Source organism: Nocardioides luteus (assembly GCF_015752315.1).
In the GTDB taxonomy this organism is placed as follows: domain Bacteria; phylum Actinomycetota; class Actinomycetes; order Propionibacteriales; family Nocardioidaceae; genus Nocardioides.
Genome location: NZ_JADOVJ010000001.1, coordinates 3,206,071 through 3,222,286 on the forward strand (window position 1 = coordinate 3,206,071; position 16,216 = coordinate 3,222,286).

Genomic DNA, 16,216 nt, shown 5'->3' on the forward strand with positions numbered 1-16,216 from the left:
GCTCAGAGGAAGCCGACTTCCGTCATCATGTCGACCACCGCGGCGCTGTCGAGGTCGGAGACCGACACGGCGGGCGGCGCGAGCTCGGAGAACTTCTTGACCGGCGGGTCGAGCTGGACCTCGGGGTTGAGCGGGTACTCCAGCGCGTAGCTGTCGGCCAGGCCCTGCTGGCCGGTCTTGCCGGTCAGGTAGCCGACGAACTTCTCGGCGTCGGACTTGTGCTCGGCCGAGGCCAGCACACCGGCGCCGGAGACGCTCACGAACGCGCCGGGGTCCTGGTTGCCGAAGAAGTGGAGCTTCGAGTTGTCGCTGACCTCGCCGGACTCGGCCTGGTCGCGGTACCAGTAGTAGTGGTAGATGATCCCGACCGGCACCTCGCCCGCGTTGACCGACTCCAGCACCACGTTGTTGCCGTCGTAGACGGTGCCGTTGGCCTTGATCCCCTCCAGCCATGCCTTGGTTGCCGCTTCGCCCTCGGTGGCCAGGACCCCGGCGACGATCGCCTGGAAGTCGGCACCGGTCGGCGAGAAGGAGACCTTGCCCTTCCACTCCGGCTTGGCCAGGTCGAGCATCGAGGTGGGCAGCTCGGCCTCGGTGATCTCGTCGGTGTTGTAGACCAGCACGGTGGAGCGGGCCACGAACCCGGTCCAGGCGTTGCTCGTCGGCCGGTACTGCTCCGGGATCGGCGCGGTCACGTCGTCCGGCAGGGTGGCCAGCAGGCCCTCGCGCTCGACCGCGGCCATCGCCGGGGAGTTCTCGGTGAGGAAGACGTCGGCCGGCGACTTCTCGCCCTCCGCGACGAGCTGGGCGGCCAGCTCGAGGTCCTTGCCGTTGCGCAGCTCGACGTCGATCCCGGTCTCCTTCTCGAATGCCGGCACCAGCTCTTCCATGAGCTGCTCGTGCTGAGCGTTGTAGACGACGAGGGCGTCGCCGGAGGAGCAGGAGGTGAGCGTTGCCCCGAGGAGGGCAACCGAGACCGAGACCACAACAGCGGAGAGAGGCTTCACGGCCATCCTTTCATTTGGTAAGGCTGACCTTAGAAAGGTTTACCTAAGAATGCGAGCGCCAGGGTGCCATGCAGGCGGCTCGCACCAGCTCGCGGGTCGACCTGCATCGGTTTTGGCGATGCCTTATGCCAAAAGGATTCGTTTGCCAGAGGAATGGAGGGGTCACGACCATGGGTGTTGCGCCTCACACCTTTGGAGAATGAAACATGCCAGACCAACCAGTCGTCGAGAAGCACACCATCGGCTACGTCCCGCCCGAGGACCGCCATGGCAAGGTGCGCGATCTCTTCACCCTGTGGTTCGGGACGAACATCGCTCCCCTGCCCGTCGTCACCGGTGCCGCTGGCGTCACCGTCTTCGGCCTCGACCTCTTCTGGTGCCTCGTCGCCATCGTGGTCGGCCACCTCGTCGGCGGCGTCTTCATGGCGCTGCACTCGGCCCAGGGCCCGCAGATGGGCATCCCCCAGATGATCCAGAGCCGCGGCCAGTTCGGGTCGTACGGCGCCCTGATCGTCGTGGTGATCGCGGCCGTGATGTACCTGGCCTTCTTCGCCTCCAACATCGTCCTCGCCGGCCAGTCGCTGCACGGCATCGCCGAGCCGATCCCGGTCGAGGCCGGCATCGTCATCGGCGCGCTCGGCTCCGGCCTGATCGCGGTGATCGGCTACAAGGTCATCCACTCGCTCAACAAGATCGCGACCTGGGTCCTCGGCATCGGCATCGTGCTCGGCACCGTCGCCATCTTCGTCGCCGGCGTGCCCGCGGGCTTCTGGACGCAGGGCGGCTACAGCACCGCCGGCTTCCTCGCCACCGTCTCGCTGGGTGCGCTGTGGCAGATCGCGTTCGCTCCGTACGTCTCGGACTACTCGCGCTACCTGCCGGCCGGCGTCGGGGTGAAGGCCACCTTCACCGCCACCTACCTCGGCTGCACCCTCGGCTCCATCCTGCCGTTCGCCTTCGGCGCCATCGTTGCGCTGGCGATGAAGCCGGGCATCGAGGTCATGACCGGCGTCCGGGACACCACCGGAGCGTTCGGCACCCCGCTGCTGGTGCTCTTCCTGCTCTCGGTGATCAGCCACAACGCGCTCAACCTCTACGGCACCGTGCTCTCGGTCATCACCTGCGCGCAGACCTTCGTCGCCACCTGGATCCCGACCGCCCGCAGCCGCGTGGTGCTCTCGCTCGTGGTGATGGCTGCCTCGACGTACTTCGCCATCGGCGTCTCCGGCAACTTCATCTCGCACTTCGTCGACATCGTGCTCGCGCTGCTCGTGGTGCTGGTGCCGTGGACCGCGATCAACCTGATCGACTTCTACCTGATCCACCGCGGCAACTACGACCTCGACTCGATCTTCGCCGCCGACGGCGGCATCTACGGCCGCTTCAACGGCCAGGCGATCCTCGCCTACGTCATCGGCATCATCGTCCAGATCCCGTTCATGGCCACGCCGCTCTACACCGGGCCGGTCGCGGACAAGCTCGACGGCGCCGACCTGAGCTGGATCATCGGTCTGGTCGCGACCGCGCCGATCTACTACCTGCTGGCGCGCGGCCGCAAGCTCGCTCCGAGCGAGGTGGCGCTGGCCCCGCAGGCCTGAGCCACCCGGCACTCCCCCGGCGGGAAGGTCGCGTCAGCGGCCTTCCCGCCGCCGTGCTGCACGACCGGAGGAGCGGACGAAGGCCTGGGCGCGGGCGGTGAGGCGCACGCCCTTCATCGAGGCCAGCACGACCTCGAGAGGCTCGACCGGATCACTGATCTCGAGGGTCACGATCTCGGCACCGTCGTACGTCGTGGAGCTGGCCGGACGCTGGTTGAGCACCGACCACCCCTGGCCGTTGGCGACCATCGCACGGATGGTCTCGAAGCCGGCGCTGCGGTGACGGATCTCGGGGCGGAAGCCGGCCGACTCGACCAGCCGCTCGAAGTACTGGCCGCTGTGCGGCAGGTCGAGGAGCACCATCGGCTCCTTCTCGAGCTCGGCGAGCGCGACCTTCTTGCGGCGCGCCAGCCGGTGCCCCTTGCCGACGAGGACGTAGGGCGCCGCGACGCCGACCCGGACGTGGTCGATGTCGTCGTCGAGGTCGTAGCCGTACATGAGCGCCAGCTCGCAGCGGCCCGAGCGCAGCGCGTGCTTGAGCGCCGCGTGCTCGTCCTCGAGGACCGAGACGTGGATGCCCGGGTGGTCCTGCTCGCAGGCGGCCAGCAGCCGCGGCAGCTCGAACGGGCCCAGGGTGGTGAAGCAGCCGATGGTGAGGTCGCCGACGAGCGCCTGGCCGGCGGAGCGGGCGACCTCGACCAGCTCGCTGGTGTGCACCAGATAGCTGCGCAGCTCGCGGTAGAACTCCTCGCCGGCGGCCGTCAGGGTCAGGCCGCGGGCGTGGTGGCGCAGCAGCAGCTGGACGCCGAGCTCCTTCTCGAGCTGCGCGACGGCTGTCGAGACGGCCGACTGCGAGACCACGAGCTGCCGCGACGCGGCGGTCATGGAGCCCAGCTCCGCAGCCGCGGCGAAGTAGCGCAGCTGGGTCAGGGTGAAGGACGGCTCGGCCATGCGGGCCATCCTGCCCGAAGTCACTCTCGTTTCGCCCCGTTGACGCCGCCCGCGTCGAGGTTCGCGAGCGTCTCGGGACGCAGCAGCGCGTCGAGGACGGCCGGGTCGAGTCCGCCCGTCGCGAGCGCGAGGTCTCGCACCGCTCCGGCGCCGGCGAGCGCCGCCTTGGCGATCTCGGCAGACTTCGCGTAGCCGAGCAGCGGGGTCAGCGCGGTGGCGAGACCGGCGTTGGTGGCGGCCGCGGCGGCGAGCTTCGCGGCGTCGACCGTGATCCCATCGACGCACATCTCCCGCAGCGAGTCGAAGGCGGCGGCGGTCCAGGTGAAGCCCTGGAGCAGACCGTGCGCCATCACCGGCTCGAACGCGTTGAGCTGGAGCTGGCCGCCCTCGGCCGCCATCGTGACGGTGAGGTCGTTGCCGATCACCCAGAACGCGACCTGGTTGACCATCTCCGGGATGACCGGGTTGACCTTGCCAGGCATGATGCTCGACCCGGCCTGGCGGGCGGGCAGCCGGAGCTCGCCGAGTCCGGCCTGCGGCCCCGAGCCGAGCAGCCGGAGGTCGTTGCAGATCTTGGAGGCCTTGACGACGATCCGCTTCAGCACGCTGGAGACCTGCACGAACGCGCCGGTGTCGCTGGTGGCCTCGACGAGGTCACCAGCGCCGACCACCGGCAGGCCGGTGATCTCGGCCAGGTGCTGGACGGCGAGCCGCGGGTAGTCGGGGTGGGCGGTGATCCCGGTGCCGATCGCGGTCGCGCCGAGGTTGATCTCGCACAGCAGCACCCGCGAGTCGGCCAGCCGGGCCAGCTCCTCGCGCAGCGTGGTGGCGAAGGCACCGAGCTCCTGGCCGACCGTCATCGGGACGGCGTCCTGGAGCTGCGTACGTCCGATCTTGGGGACGGCGCGGAACTCGGTCGCCTTGCGGGCGAAGGAGTCGGCCAGCGCCTCGGTCGACTCGGCCAGGCGGTCGATCGCGCCGACGAGCGCGAGCCGGACGGCGGTCGGGTAGACGTCGTTGGTCGACTGGCAGCGGTTGACGTGGTCGAGCGGGTGGATCTCGTCGTAGCTGCCGAACGGCAGGCCGAGGATCTCCAGGGCTCGGTTGGCGACGACCTCGTTGGCGTTCATGTTGGTCGAGGTGCCGGCGCCGCCCTGGATCACGTCGACGACGAACTGGTCGTCGAGCGCGCCGTCGCGGACGTCCTGCGCGGCGGCGGCGATGGCGCCGTGGCGGCGGTCGTCGAGGAGGCCGAGCTCGTGGTTGGCCCGGGCCGCGGCGAGCTTGACCGCGCCGAGGGCGGCGACGAGCGAGCGGTGGCTGCCGACGGTCGTGCCGCTGACCGGGAAGTTCCGCAGCGCGCGGGCGGTGTGGACTCCCCAGTAGGCGGTGGCCGGGACCTCGAAGGCGCCGAGCGAGTCGTGCTCGGTGCGGGTGGCCGGGGCGTCGACGGTGGTCATCGTGCGGTCATCTCGACAGGCTCGATACAACGCGCCTCCTCGGCGACGTCGAGCGCGGTCCAGGCCAGCCCGGTGGCGGCGTCGAGGAGCGCCTTCTCGGCGTCCCCGCCGACGCAGTGCGCGGCGAACTCGGGCTGGTGGTTGAGGGCGGTCCCGGAGTTGATCCCGACATAGGGGTGGATCGCCGGAACGACCTGGGAGACGTTGCCCATGTCGGTGGAGGCCCGGTTCATCCGGCGAGCCGGGGTGCCCGGGTCGAAGACCCGGCCGATCTCCTCGGCATTGCGCCGGTACGCCGCCAGCGCGGGCGCGAACGTGCGGAACTCGGCGTACGGCTTGCTCTCCGGCTCGACGGTGAGCGTCGCGCCGGTGGCGAGGGCGCCGGCCTCGAAGCAGCGCCAGACCTTCTCCTCGGTCTCGGCGAGCTGGGCGAGGCTCTCGGCGCGGACGTACCAGCGGCCCTCGGTGCGGGCCGGGATCGCGTTGGGCGCCTCTCCCCCGTTGGTCATCACGCCGTGCACCCGCACCGTCGGCGGCAGCTGCTGGCGGAGCAGGCCGATCGCGACCTGGGCGATGGTGAACGCGTCGGCGGCGTTGACGCCCTGCTCGGGATAGGCGGCGGCGTGGGCGGCCTTGCCGCGATACTCGACGTGCGAGTGCGAGACCGCGAACGGCTCGGCCTCGGCGACATCCACCGGTGCAGGGTGAGCCATCATGGCCAGGTCGAGCCCGGCGAAGGCGCCGCGCTCGAGCAGCTCGATCTTGCCGCCGCCACCCTCCTCGGCGGGGGTGCCGTAGACCTCGATCGTCAGCCCCGCCGCGTCGGCGAGCGGCGCGAGCGCGCGGGCGGCGCCGACGGTGATCGCGGAGATCAGGTTGTGGCCGCAGGCGTGGCCGAGGCCGGGGAGCGCGTCGTACTCCGCGCACAGGCCGAGCCGGAACGGGCCGCTGCCGAGACTCGCCTGGAACGCGGTCTCCAGGCCGAGGTAGGCCGGGGTCACGGTGAACCCGGCCTCCTCGAGCGACTCCGCGACCCAGCGCGAGGAGCGGTGCTCCTCCCAGGCGGTCTCGGGGTGGGCGTGCAGCTGCTCGGAGAGCCGGATCAGGCGGTCGGCGTCGCTGCTGACGGTCGCGGCGGCGTCCTGCTTCGCGGTGGTCATCACTCGTCCCCGGGAACGCCGTAGGACGGTGCGGTGGTGGGGTCGAGGCCTCGGGTCACGTAGTCGTCGCGCTGCGGCAGCCAGACCTTCAGCAGGTCGCGGAGCTCCTCGACCGGGCGCTCGCTCCAGTCGACCCGGAGGTCGGTGACCCGCCAGGCCACGTCGCGTACGACGGACAGGCCCGCCGAGTGCACGGGCCCGGCCTCGCCGCCCGCGGCCAGCCCGGCCTCGAGCCCGGCGAGCAGCCGCTCCTCGAGCTCTCCGGTCGCAGCCTCGAAGCCCGCCACGACGGCGTCGACGACCTGGGTGCCGGACAGCAGGTTGCCGGCGGCGACGACCTGCGGGGCGACGACGTGGTGGTGGACGCCGAGCGAGCCGGACCCGCTGTACGCAGCGCCGGTCCCGTCGAGGCCGAGCACGGTCAGCTGACGGTGCTCGATGTGCTCGCGGCCCTGGGTGACCGCGGCCAGTGCGGCCCGGGCGTCGAGCCCTGAGGCGAGCGCGTCGAGCAGGTCGGTGCCCAGGCGCGGGTCGGTGATGTTCTGCGACGAGGCACCGCCGATGCCGGGGCGCAGGTGGACGCAGCGCGCGGCGACGGCCGGGCTGGAGGAGGTGACGGCCATGCCGACGGCGCCCTTGCCGTCGGTCGCGAGGACGGAGAAGGTCACTTCGACGCCTCCGGGATCACGGCGATCGCGTCGACCTCGACCAGCCACTCCGGGCGGGCCAGGGCGGAGATCACCAGGCCGGTCGAGATCGGGTGCACGCCCTTCGTCCAGCGGCCGATGGTCCGGTAGACGACCTCGCGGTAGCGCGGGTCGACGATGTAGATGGTGAGCTTGACCAGGTGCTCCATCTCGGCACCGGCCTCCTCGAGCAGCATCTTGATGTTGGCCATCGCCTGCTCGGTCTGCGCCTCGACGTCGCCGATGCCGACCGACTCGCTGGTGTCCAGGTTCTGCCCGATCTGGCCGCGCACGTAGACGGTGTTGCCCGCGACGACGGCCTGGCACAGGTCGTTGTCGAGGTTCTGCTCGGGATACGTGACGCTGGTGTTGAACGGGCGGATCCGGGTGTGTCCGCCGACGACGATGCTGCTTCTGTTGGTCTCCACGACGTTCAGTTCACCTCGTCCCGGAGCATGTGTCCAACAGATGTTTCCAACGACTATCGTCAAAGAAACAGATGCAACGACGGCGACCATCGTTGCATCAGTCGATCCGATGGCTAAGGCCAACAACATCTGTTGGACACGACCAAGGGCAGCGTCTCAGGATTTCGGTATGGCAAACGAAGACATCGAGGTCCTCGTCGTCGGCGCAGGTCAGGCCGGGGTGGCGATGAGCGAGCACCTGAGCGACAACGGCGTACCCCACCTCGTGCTGGAACGTGACCGGATCGCCGAGCGCTGGCGCACCATGCGCTGGGACTCGCTCGTCGCGAACGGCCCCGCGTGGCACGACCGGTTCCCGGGCCTGGAGTTCCAGGACGTCGACGCGGACGCGTTCGCCACCAAGGACCAGGTCGCCGCCTACTTCGAGGCGTACGCCGAGAAGATCGCCGCCCCCATCCGGACTGGCGTCGAGGTGACCTCGGTGACCCGCAACGAGGGCCGCCCGGGCTTCCGGGTCGAGACCTCCGAGGGCGTCATCGACGCCCGCTTCGTCGTCGCCGCCACCGGCCCGTTCCAGAAGCCCGTCTACCCGCCGATCGTCCCCGACGGCGCGGTCCGGCTGCAGATGCACTCGAGCGACTACCGCAACCCCGACCAGCTTCCCGCGGGCAACGTCCTGGTCGTCGGTGCCGGCTCCTCCGGTGTGCAGATCGCCGACGAGCTGCAGCGCTCCGGCCGCCAGGTCCACCTCTCCGTCGGCCCGCACGACCGTCCCCCGCGCAGCTACCGCGGCCGCGACTTCTGCTGGTGGCTCGGCGTCCTCAACCTGTGGGACCTGGAGACCCCGCCGGCCGGCGCGGAGCACGTCACGATCGCCGTCAGCGGCGCCCGCGGCGGCCACACCGTCGACTTCCGCACCCTCGAGGCCGGCGGGATCCAGCTCGTCGGCATGACCGACCGGTTCGACGCCGGCACGCTCACCTTCCGCGAGGACCTGGCCGAGAACATCGCCCGGGGCGACGCCAGCTACCTCGCCCTCCTCGACGCCGCCGACGAGTACGTCACCCGCAACGGCATCGACCTGCCCGAGGAGCCCTCGGCCCGCGACCTCGGCCCCGCCCCGTCGGCTGCGACCGCGCCCCTGCTCTCCCTCGACCTGGCCGAGGCCGGCATCACCACGGTGATCTGGGCGACCGGGTTCGCGACCGACTACGGCTGGCTGAAGGTCGACGCGCTCGACGAGAACGGCCGCCCGGCCCACCGCCGCGGCGTCTCCACCGAGCCCGGCGTCTACTTCGTCGGCCTCCCCTGGCTCTCCCGCCGTGGCTCGAGCTTCATCTGGGGTGTCTGGCACGACGCCAAGCACGTCGTCGGCCACATCGCGACGCAGCGGAGCTACGCGGCGTACGACCGTCAGGCGCGTACGTGACGAACGCGCAGCCTGCGTCTGATCGGGGTCGAAACACCTAAGACAGGGGAGAATTCACTCGACCTGCCGGCGTCTCGGAGCGCGATGGCAGCGTTGTCCTCATGCCCGAACTGGACACGAGCACGCTCCCCAGACATGAGCGGGCTGACGCCGTCATCACGCACCTTCGCGAGATCGCACTGGCCTCGAAGGTCATCCTCCAGGACGCGGACCGGGTGTTCATGTCCACGCGCGTCTACGACCTGGGTGAGGTGCAGGTCGTCAACCTGCGTCGATCGGGGCTGAGCCTCGAGGTCACTCGCGAGCGTGACGACTGCCCTCCGATGATCGCGATGATGCTGGGGTCGAACGCACCGGCCACGCATGAGCAGTTCGACCATGCCGTGGAGCAACGCCAGGGTGTCGTCGACATGGTCGAGCTGAACCAGCCTCACAGGTCGATCAACTACACGAGCGGGATCAACTGGTGCTTGAAGTTCCCGGTCGAGGGCCTGGGGCTGTCATCTGCTGCAATTCGTCGAGCCCGGCCCGCCTTGGTCAGCAGCCCGCTTCAGGCGGTGTACGCCAGCCACCTGAAGACGCTCACACAGGCGGCGCCGACGCTGGCCGGGCACCCGGCCACGGAGCAGCTCGGTGACGCGACCATGGCGCTGTCCCGCGCCGTGATCAGCGCTGCCGCGGATGAGGAGGCGAAGGCACGTGATGCACTTCACGAGGCCCTGGTCCCGCGGATCCAGGTCTTCGTCCGCGAGCACCTGCGTGATCCCGATCTGAGCCCGGAGACGATCGCCGCCGCTCACCACATCTCGGTGCGCCTGTTGTACCGCGTGCTGGCCGACGCCGGCCTGCGGCTCGAGCAGTGGGTCATCGACCAGCGTCTCGACGGGGCGCGGCGCGAGCTGGTCTCGGCCACCGGCCGCCACAAGCCCATCGCCGTGATCGCCCATCGATGGGCCTTCGCCACACCCTCGCACTTCACCCGGCGCTTCCGTGCGAAGTACGGCATGACTCCTCGCGAGTGGCGGCACACCCAGCGTTGAGCAGCTGCACGGCGATCACGCGCTGCGTGGGCAAGGCTGCACCGACAGACAAGTCGGCGTGCACGCAGGGACCACCACTGACGTCGCTGTCTTGGGACGATGCCCGTCGAGGAATCTTTGCGCAGATCCGCCGAGCGAGCCCGACCAGGAGTTGATCATGCCAACACTCCCCCTACACGCGGTACGGATCAGCTCACGGTCGACGATGGCTCAGACGCCGATCGCAGCCGTGACCCGCCACCGGGAACATCCCTTCACAGGAGGTGCTCCCGGTGCCAGCGGGTCACGACGCTTCGGCTCAGTCGGCAGCAGCGCTACGAATGAGGGCGGTGACGACGTTGGGGTGGCTGATCATCGCGACGTGCGAGCTGTCGATGGCGATGGTCGTCGAGCCCGCACGCTTGGCCATCGCACGCTCGGCCTCGGGTGGGATGATCCGATCCTGCTTGGCGACGAGATACCAGCTCGGAATCGTCTTCCAGGCAGGCTCGCCAGATGGTGTGACCAGGGCGGACAGAGCCCCGGGCCGCTGGGCGGCCGCCATGAAGCCGGCAGTCCTCACCGGCAGGTCCTGGGCGAAGAGCCGGTGGAACCAGGCGGGATCGATATAGGCGTCCGCGTCGCCCGCCGGTGCCCCGGGGTAGGGCCGCAGGACCAAGTGGTCCGTGACGGTCGTGTGACCTCCGCCGAGGTTGTTGGCCGCGGCGACGCTCTCACCTTCGGCGGGCGCGTACGCAGCGATGTAGACCAGGCTCTTGACGTGCGGGTTGCCGGTCGCGGCATTGGTGATCACCGCGCCGCCGTAGGAGTGACCGACGAGCACGACGTCGCCGGTGATGGTGGACAGGAACTCACGCAGGTACTGGCCGTCGGCGGCCGGCCCACGCAGCGGGTTGGAGAACGCTATGACCGGGTAGCCGCTGGCGGACAGGCGCTCGGACACGACGGCCCAGCCGCTGGAGTCGGCGAAGGCACCGTGCACCAGGACGATGGTCGGCTTGGCTGTCTGGTGAGTGGCGGCACCGGCTGCCGGACCGCCGCTGCCAACGGGAGCGAAGGCGGCGAAGGCCGCGAGCGCGAGTGCAGCTGCCACGCGGGCGAGTCGAGACTTCATGATTTCCTCCTGGGTCGGACGGGACATGACCGATGCTCCGCGGAAGAGAGGTCGGGTGGACCACGTGATGCGCGTAGTCGATGACATGGCGGCCGGCGGTGGCCTGGTGGGTCGGGAGGAGGAACGCCGGCAGCTGGGCTTGCTGCTGAGCCGTGCCCGCAACGGTCAAGGTGGTGCGGTGCTGGTGCTCGGCGAGCCCGGAGTCGGCAAGACAGCGCTGTTGGAGGCGTCGAGCGCGACCGCGGACGCGATGCAGGTGCTTCGCGTCACCGGCTTCGAGTCGGAGTCGACGATCCCGTACGCCGCAGTGCAGCGCCTGTGCATCCCCCTGCGAGGGCACCTCGATGCGCTTCCGAAGCGGCAGCAGGACGCGCTTCGAGTGGCGGCCGGCGTCGCCGAGGGCCCGCCGCCGGACCGTTTCCTGGTCGGGTTGGGGATCCTGGGGCTGCTGACCACGGCGGCTGCCGCGGACGCCGTTCTCTGCGTCGTCGACGATGCGCATCTGCTCGACCAGGAGAGCCTCGATGCGCTGGCCTTCGTGGCGCGCCGGATCGAGTTCGAGCCGGTGGCCATGCTGTTCGCGGCCCGGGACGATGTCGAGATCGGCACCCGCCTCGGTGGCGTCCGGGAGCTTCGGGTTGCCGGACTGACGGCGGATGCCGCCGTCGTGCTGCTGAACCGGTCCATGGCCGAGCCGATGAGTCCGGTCGCCGCCGCGCAGGTCGCCGAGGCGATGAACGGCAACCCGCTTGCGCTGATCGACCTGGCCCACGAGGTCTCCACGAGACAGCTGGAGGACATGGCGCTGAGCGACGACCCGCTCCCCGTCGGATCGCGTCTCGAGGCGCACTACCTGGGCCGGGTACGGGTCGCTGACGAGGCCGTGCAGGACTGGATGCTCCTGGCTGCCGCCGACTCGACCGGGAGCCTCGAGCTCGTCCGGTCGGCGGCGAGCCTGCTCGGGATCGCTGCCGACACCGCGGATCGTGCCGAGGAGGCCGGACTCATCGAGCTCGTCGGCGCCGTCCGGTTCCATCACCCGCTGGTGCGTTCGGCGGTGTACAACGCGGCGACCGGAGCACAGCGGCGCCGCGCGCACGGTGCCCTCGCCCGAGGTGCCGACGGGCTGGGACTGGTGGAGGCCGAAGCCTGGCATGCGTCGCGCGCGACGGTCGGCACCGATCCCGAGGTCGCCGATCGGCTCGAGCACGCCGCAGATCTCGCAGCTTCGCGCGGTGGTCTGGCGTCACGTTCGAGCGTGCTGGCCCGGGCCGCGGAGCTGAGCGCGCCGGGACCGCTGCGCGCCGGCCGTCAGGTCGGTGCGGCAGAGGCTGCCCTGGCGGTCGGGGCCATCCACATCGCCCAGTCACACCTGGCCGCCGTCGACCGAACGGTCACAGCCCCGGTCGTCCTGGGGCGAGTCGCAGTCGTGGAGACCTCGATCGCCCTGTTCACCGCCGACGCCAGTCGGGTGGCCCGCTGCACCGCCGACCTGGTCGCGGCGGCCGAGCAGTTTCGCGGCCGCGAGCCTGATCGAGAGCAGGACGCCTTGCTGCGTGCCTTCCAGCTGTACATGACCGCCGACACCAGGGCGGAGGGCATCACCACCGCCGAGCTGGGTGCGCGCCTGACCGCCGGCGCCGAGGCCGCGAACGGCAGCTACGCGACGATCTTGCGCGGCATGGGTGCGCTGATGCAGCTGCCGTACGCCGACGGCGTACCGCTGGTCCGTACCGCGTACGACGAGATCGCCAAGCTGCCCGACCACCAGCTGATCGGTATGGGCTCGGCGATCGGCTCGCTGGGCATGTACCTGTGGGACGACGCGGGGCGACGCGACCTTCTCACCAGGGCAAGCGCCGCGGCCCGGTCCGCCGGCGCGCTGCAGGACCTCGACACGCTGCTGTGGGTGGAATCGATCGCCGAGCTGTGGGGAGGCAGCGCGCGTAGGTCCGCCGCGGCCGTCGACAACGTCCGCGAGGTCCGCCGGATCATGGGGTACGACGCGGAGAACGTCATCAACGCCGCGGTGATGGCTTGGACCGACTACCCACGTGAAGTCGTGCACGCGATCGCCGACGGAGCCGCGGCCGTGGGTTTCGGTGGGGTCTGGAGCGCGGCGGTCGCCGCCCTCGCGACACGGGACCTGGCCGAAGGCTCCTACGCAGATGCGTACGAGAAGCTCCAACCGCTCGTCGCGGAGCCCTTTCTCCAGACCGGCCCGTCGTACTTCCCGGACTTCGTGGAGGCTGCGGTGCGAAGCGATCGTCCAGCAGCGGCCCGTTCCATCCTCGCCGACCTCGAGGACCGCGCCCGGATCAACGGATCGGCCTGGTGCCGCGGTGTCGCCGCGCGCGCCCGCGGACTCGCCTCCACCGGGCCCGAGGCCGAGGAGCACTTCCAGCTGGCCATCGAGCTGTTGAGCGCGAGCGTGGCACAGGTAGAGCTCGGCAGGGCACATCTGGCGTACGGCGAGTGGCTGCGCCGGACGCGGCGTCGTGCCGACGCCGGCCGGCAGCTGGCGCTCTCCGCGGACATCCTCGAGCAGGCCGGGGCCGCGATGTTCCTGCCGCGGGTCCGGGCAGAGCTGGCAGCGACAGGGGTGACGACCGAAGCCGGGAAGAGGCCCCCACGGCACGAGCTGACGTCGCAGGAGCTGACCATCGCCCAGCTCGCAGGTGACGGTCACACCAACGCCGAGATCGGGGCGCAGCTCTTCATCAGCCCGAACACGGTCGACTATCACCTGCGCAAGGTGTTCCAGAAGCTCGCCATCTCCTCGCGCCGTCAGCTCACCGACCGTCTCGACCGGTTGGAGGACTGAGGACTACGAGGTCCACGTGGTCCACACCCGCCGTCCGCGACCCAGGCTTGAAACACCTGATCGCAACCCAAAGGAGCCTCAGATGCCTCATGTCACCGCCGACGACGGCGCACAGATCTTCTACAAGGACCTCGGGGGCGACGGCACCCCGGTTCTGCTGAGCCACGGATGGCCGCTGAACGCCGACGCCTGGGAGGCGGCGGCGCTGTTCCTGGCCAACCACGGGCACCGGGTGATCGCCCATGACCGCCGTGGCCATGGACGCTCCAGCCAGACCTGGCACGGCAACGAGATGGACACCTACGCCGATGACCTGGCCTGCCTCATCGACAAGCTCGACCTCGACGACCTCACCCTCGTCGGTCACTCCACCGGCGGCGGCGAGATCGTCCACTACGTGGGCCGTCACGGCACCGCTCGCGTCGCGAGGCTGGTGCTCGTCAGCGCCGTCCCGCCCCTGATGCTGCGGACCGACGACAACCCCGACGGCCTGCCGATCGACGTCTTCGACGCCATCCGGGCCGGCGAGACCGCGAACCGGTCGCAGCTCTACCGAGACCTCGCCGACGGGCCGTTCTTCGGGCACAACCGCCGCGGTGACGTCGCCCAGGGCTTCCGGGACGCGTTCTGGCTGCAGAGCATGGCGTGCGGCCACCGAGCGGCGTACGAGTGCATCGCCGCCTTCTCCGCCACCGACTTCCGGCCGGACCTGGAGAAGATCGATGTCCCCACGCTGGTCATCCACGGCGACGACGACCAGATCGTGCCGTTCGAGGTCGGCGGGAAGAGGTCGGCCGAGCTCATCAACGGTGCCGTGCTGAAGGTCTACGAAGGCAGCGGGCACGCACTGCCCGACACCGACCGTGACCGGCTGCACGCCGACCTGCTCGCGTTCATCGACAACTGAGCCACACGACATCAAGGAGACACCATGACCGACCGACCCGACACCATCGTCCTGGTCCACGGACTCTGGATGACGCCGCGCAGCTGGGAAGGCTGGGTGGCGTACTACGAGGCCCAGGGCTTCACCGTGCTGGCACCGGCCTACCCCGGCTTCGAGATCGAGGTCGAGGCGCTGCGGGAGAACCCCGACGTGATCGCCGACCTCACCGTGCCCGCGACCGTCGACCACCTCGCCTCGGTGATCGAGTCGCTCGCAGCGCCCCCGATCATCATGGGCCACTCGTTCGGCGGCACGCTGACCCAGCTGCTGCTGGCGCGTGGACTCGGGTCGGCCGGCGTCGTCATCGACTCCGCTCCCACCGAGGGGGTGCGGGTCAATCCGATCTCGCAGGCCAAGTCCCTGTTCCCGGCCCTGAAGAATCCGGCCAACCGGCACAAGGCGGTCGGCTTCACACCCGAGGAGTTCCACTACGCCTTCACCAACACCCTCACCGAGGAGGAGTCGCTGAAGGTCTGGGAGCGTTACGCCATCGCGGCGCCGGGCGGCTGGGTGTGGGACTACGGGCTCATCGCCAACTTCAAGCCCGGCCATCAGGAGACCTGGGTGGACTTCAAGGCCGACCGCGCTCCGCTGCTGTTCATCGCCGGCGAGAAGGACCACATCATGCCGCCGGCCGTGAACAAGTCGAACGCGAAGCACTACCGTCATTCGCCCGCCACGACCGAGTACGTCGAGCTCGAAGGCCGCGACCACTGGACCTGCGGTGCGCCGGGCTGGGAGGCCGTCGCCGATCGGGCGCTGTCCTGGGCCCTCGAGCACGCACGTACGGATCAGCCGTGGGTTGTCAGCTGACCCACATCGGCGGCCCGACCGTCCTGATCGAGCTCGACGGCTGGCGGATCCTGACCGATCCGACCTTCGACCCACCGGGGCGGCGCTACGAGTTCGGGTTCGGCACGTCGTCGACGAAGACGTCGGGGCCCGCTTTGGCCCCCGCGGAGATAGGACCGATCGACGTGGTGCTGCTCAGCCACGACCACCACGCCGACAACCTCGACGACCGCGGTCGGGAGCTTCTCCAGACCGCGGGCACGGTGGTCACCACCGTCGCCGGCGCCCGCCGCCTGGACTCCTCGAACGTTGCCGGGCTTCGCACCGGTGGGTTGGTCGCCCTCGACGGACCGGGCCGGCCCGCACTGACGGTGCGGGCCACGCCCTGTCGACACGGCCCGCCCCTGAGCAGTCCGATCACCGGACCGGTGGTCGGGTTCGCGCTGAGCCTCGCCGACGTGGGCCAGGTGGCGCTGTGGATGACCGGCGACACGGTGCTGCATCGACCACTGCGCAGGATCGCTCAGCGGCTCGACGTCGACATCCTCCTGATGCACCTGGGTGGCGTGCAGTTCCCGATCACCGGGCCGCTTCGGTACTCCATGAACAGCTCCGACGCCCGCGAGCTCATCCGGCTGACCGGCCCGCGCGTGTCCGTCCCCGTTCACTACGAGGGCTGGTCCCACTTCCGGGAGCCGTCGACGCAGGCTCGAGACCGCCTGCCGGGCGTCACCTGGCTCGAGCCCGGGCAGGCAACCGACGTGGGCCCACCCTGACGGAT

At 70.1% G+C, this 16,216-nt stretch carries 14 protein-coding genes; 7 read left to right on the top strand and 7 right to left on the bottom strand.

All coding sequences use genetic code 11. From position 1 onward, the window contains the following. Window positions 1–2 precede the first annotated feature (2 nt). Window positions 3–1,013: an iron ABC transporter substrate-binding protein gene (locus HD557_RS15415; protein ID WP_196874521.1), complete on the bottom strand. Its 1,011-nt coding sequence runs from the start codon at window positions 1,011–1,013 to the stop codon at window positions 3–5. A 200-nt stretch (window positions 1,014–1,213) separates the two neighbouring features. On the opposite strand from HD557_RS15415, the gene HD557_RS15420 reads away from it, so the two are divergent. Continuing rightward, entirely contained in the window at window positions 1,214–2,605 is a 1,392-nt protein-coding gene (locus tag HD557_RS15420; protein ID WP_196874522.1) for a purine-cytosine permease family protein, read from the top strand. 33 nt (window positions 2,606–2,638) lie between these two features. Here HD557_RS15420 and HD557_RS15425 read toward each other — a convergent pair whose 3' ends face one another. The 5 genes from HD557_RS15425 to HD557_RS15445 are packed head-to-tail and all read right to left on the bottom strand — an operon-like array spanning window position 2,639 to window position 7,290. Beyond that, window positions 2,639–3,556 (bottom strand): LysR family transcriptional regulator, encoded by a 918-nt coding sequence (locus tag HD557_RS15425; protein ID WP_196874523.1) that lies wholly within the window; start codon window positions 3,554–3,556, stop codon window positions 2,639–2,641. A gap of 20 nt (window positions 3,557–3,576) precedes the next feature. Then, window positions 3,577–5,016, bottom strand: coding sequence for an aspartate ammonia-lyase (locus HD557_RS15430; protein WP_196874524.1), 1,440 nt, complete (start codon window positions 5,014–5,016; stop codon window positions 3,577–3,579). Next, window positions 5,013–6,176: a M20 family metallopeptidase gene (locus HD557_RS15435; protein WP_196874525.1), complete on the bottom strand. Its 1,164-nt coding sequence runs from the start codon at window positions 6,174–6,176 to the stop codon at window positions 5,013–5,015. Before HD557_RS15435 ends, HD557_RS15430 begins: the two co-directional genes overlap by 4 nt. Next, window positions 6,176–6,844, bottom strand: a complete 669-nt coding sequence (locus HD557_RS15440) for a DUF1028 domain-containing protein (protein WP_196874526.1) — start codon at window positions 6,842–6,844, stop codon at window positions 6,176–6,178. Before HD557_RS15440 ends, HD557_RS15435 begins: the two co-directional genes overlap by 1 nt. After that, window positions 6,841–7,290, bottom strand: a complete 450-nt coding sequence (locus HD557_RS15445; RefSeq protein WP_196874527.1) for a RidA family protein — start codon at window positions 7,288–7,290, stop codon at window positions 6,841–6,843. The genes HD557_RS15440 and HD557_RS15445 overlap by 4 nt, the downstream gene beginning before the upstream one ends. Before the next feature lie 169 nt (window positions 7,291–7,459). Here HD557_RS15445 and HD557_RS15450 point away from each other — a divergent pair, with 169 nt between their 5' ends. Beyond that, on the top strand, window positions 7,460–8,719 hold the full coding sequence (locus tag HD557_RS15450; RefSeq protein ID WP_196874528.1) for a flavin-containing monooxygenase: 1,260 nt from the start codon (window positions 7,460–7,462) through the stop codon (window positions 8,717–8,719). A 101-nt stretch (window positions 8,720–8,820) separates the two neighbouring features. Continuing rightward, entirely contained in the window at window positions 8,821–9,759 is a 939-nt protein-coding gene (locus HD557_RS15455) for a helix-turn-helix domain-containing protein (RefSeq protein ID WP_008361596.1), read from the top strand. Between the two features lie 298 nt (window positions 9,760–10,057). On the opposite strand, the gene HD557_RS15460 is transcribed toward HD557_RS15455, so the two are convergent. Then, on the bottom strand, window positions 10,058–10,873 hold the full coding sequence (locus HD557_RS15460; RefSeq protein WP_196874529.1) for an alpha/beta fold hydrolase: 816 nt from the start codon (window positions 10,871–10,873) through the stop codon (window positions 10,058–10,060). Window positions 10,874–10,940: 67 nt separating this feature from the next. Here HD557_RS15460 and HD557_RS15465 point away from each other — a divergent pair, with 67 nt between their 5' ends. The 4 genes from HD557_RS15465 to HD557_RS15480 all read left to right on the top strand — a co-directional run bounded on the left by HD557_RS15465 (window position 10,941) and on the right by HD557_RS15480 (window position 16,211). After that, a complete protein-coding gene (locus HD557_RS15465) occupies window positions 10,941–13,697 on the top strand; it encodes an AAA family ATPase (RefSeq protein WP_196874530.1) in 2,757 nt (918 codons plus the stop codon). 82 nt (window positions 13,698–13,779) lie between these two features. Next, window positions 13,780–14,604, top strand: coding sequence for an alpha/beta fold hydrolase (locus HD557_RS15470; RefSeq protein WP_196874531.1), 825 nt, complete (start codon window positions 13,780–13,782; stop codon window positions 14,602–14,604). Between the two features lie 24 nt (window positions 14,605–14,628). Further along, window positions 14,629–15,456 (top strand): alpha/beta hydrolase, encoded by an 828-nt coding sequence (locus HD557_RS15475; protein ID WP_196874532.1) that lies wholly within the window; start codon window positions 14,629–14,631, stop codon window positions 15,454–15,456. Next, a complete protein-coding gene (locus HD557_RS15480) occupies window positions 15,441–16,211 on the top strand; it encodes an MBL fold metallo-hydrolase (RefSeq protein ID WP_196874533.1) in 771 nt (256 codons plus the stop codon). Before HD557_RS15475 ends, HD557_RS15480 begins: the two co-directional genes overlap by 16 nt. Window positions 16,212–16,216 lie beyond the last annotated feature (5 nt).

What these genes read in the sequence shown, in the direction of transcription:
- HD557_RS15470 (WP_196874531.1), top strand. Translation starts at nt 13,780, where the DNA reads ATGCCTCATGTCACCGCCGACGACGGCGCACAGATCTTCTACAAGGAC.
- HD557_RS15465 (WP_196874530.1), top strand. Translation starts at nt 10,941, where the DNA reads ATGCGCGTAGTCGATGACATGGCGGCCGGCGGTGGCCTGGTGGGTCGG.
- HD557_RS15455 (WP_008361596.1), top strand. Translation starts at nt 8,821, where the DNA reads ATGCCCGAACTGGACACGAGCACGCTCCCCAGACATGAGCGGGCTGAC.
- HD557_RS15450 (WP_196874528.1), top strand. Translation starts at nt 7,460, where the DNA reads ATGGCAAACGAAGACATCGAGGTCCTCGTCGTCGGCGCAGGTCAGGCC.
- HD557_RS15415 (WP_196874521.1), bottom strand. Translation starts at nt 1,013, where the DNA reads ATGGCCGTGAAGCCTCTCTCCGCTGTTGTGGTCTCGGTCTCGGTTGCC.
- HD557_RS15420 (WP_196874522.1), top strand. Translation starts at nt 1,214, where the DNA reads ATGCCAGACCAACCAGTCGTCGAGAAGCACACCATCGGCTACGTCCCG.
- HD557_RS15475 (WP_196874532.1), top strand. Translation starts at nt 14,629, where the DNA reads ATGACCGACCGACCCGACACCATCGTCCTGGTCCACGGACTCTGGATG.
- HD557_RS15460 (WP_196874529.1), bottom strand. Translation starts at nt 10,873, where the DNA reads ATGAAGTCTCGACTCGCCCGCGTGGCAGCTGCACTCGCGCTCGCGGCC.
- HD557_RS15435 (WP_196874525.1), bottom strand. Translation starts at nt 6,176, where the DNA reads ATGACCACCGCGAAGCAGGACGCCGCCGCGACCGTCAGCAGCGACGCC.
- HD557_RS15425 (WP_196874523.1), bottom strand. Translation starts at nt 3,556, where the DNA reads ATGGCCGAGCCGTCCTTCACCCTGACCCAGCTGCGCTACTTCGCCGCG.
- HD557_RS15430 (WP_196874524.1), bottom strand. Translation starts at nt 5,016, where the DNA reads ATGACCACCGTCGACGCCCCGGCCACCCGCACCGAGCACGACTCGCTC.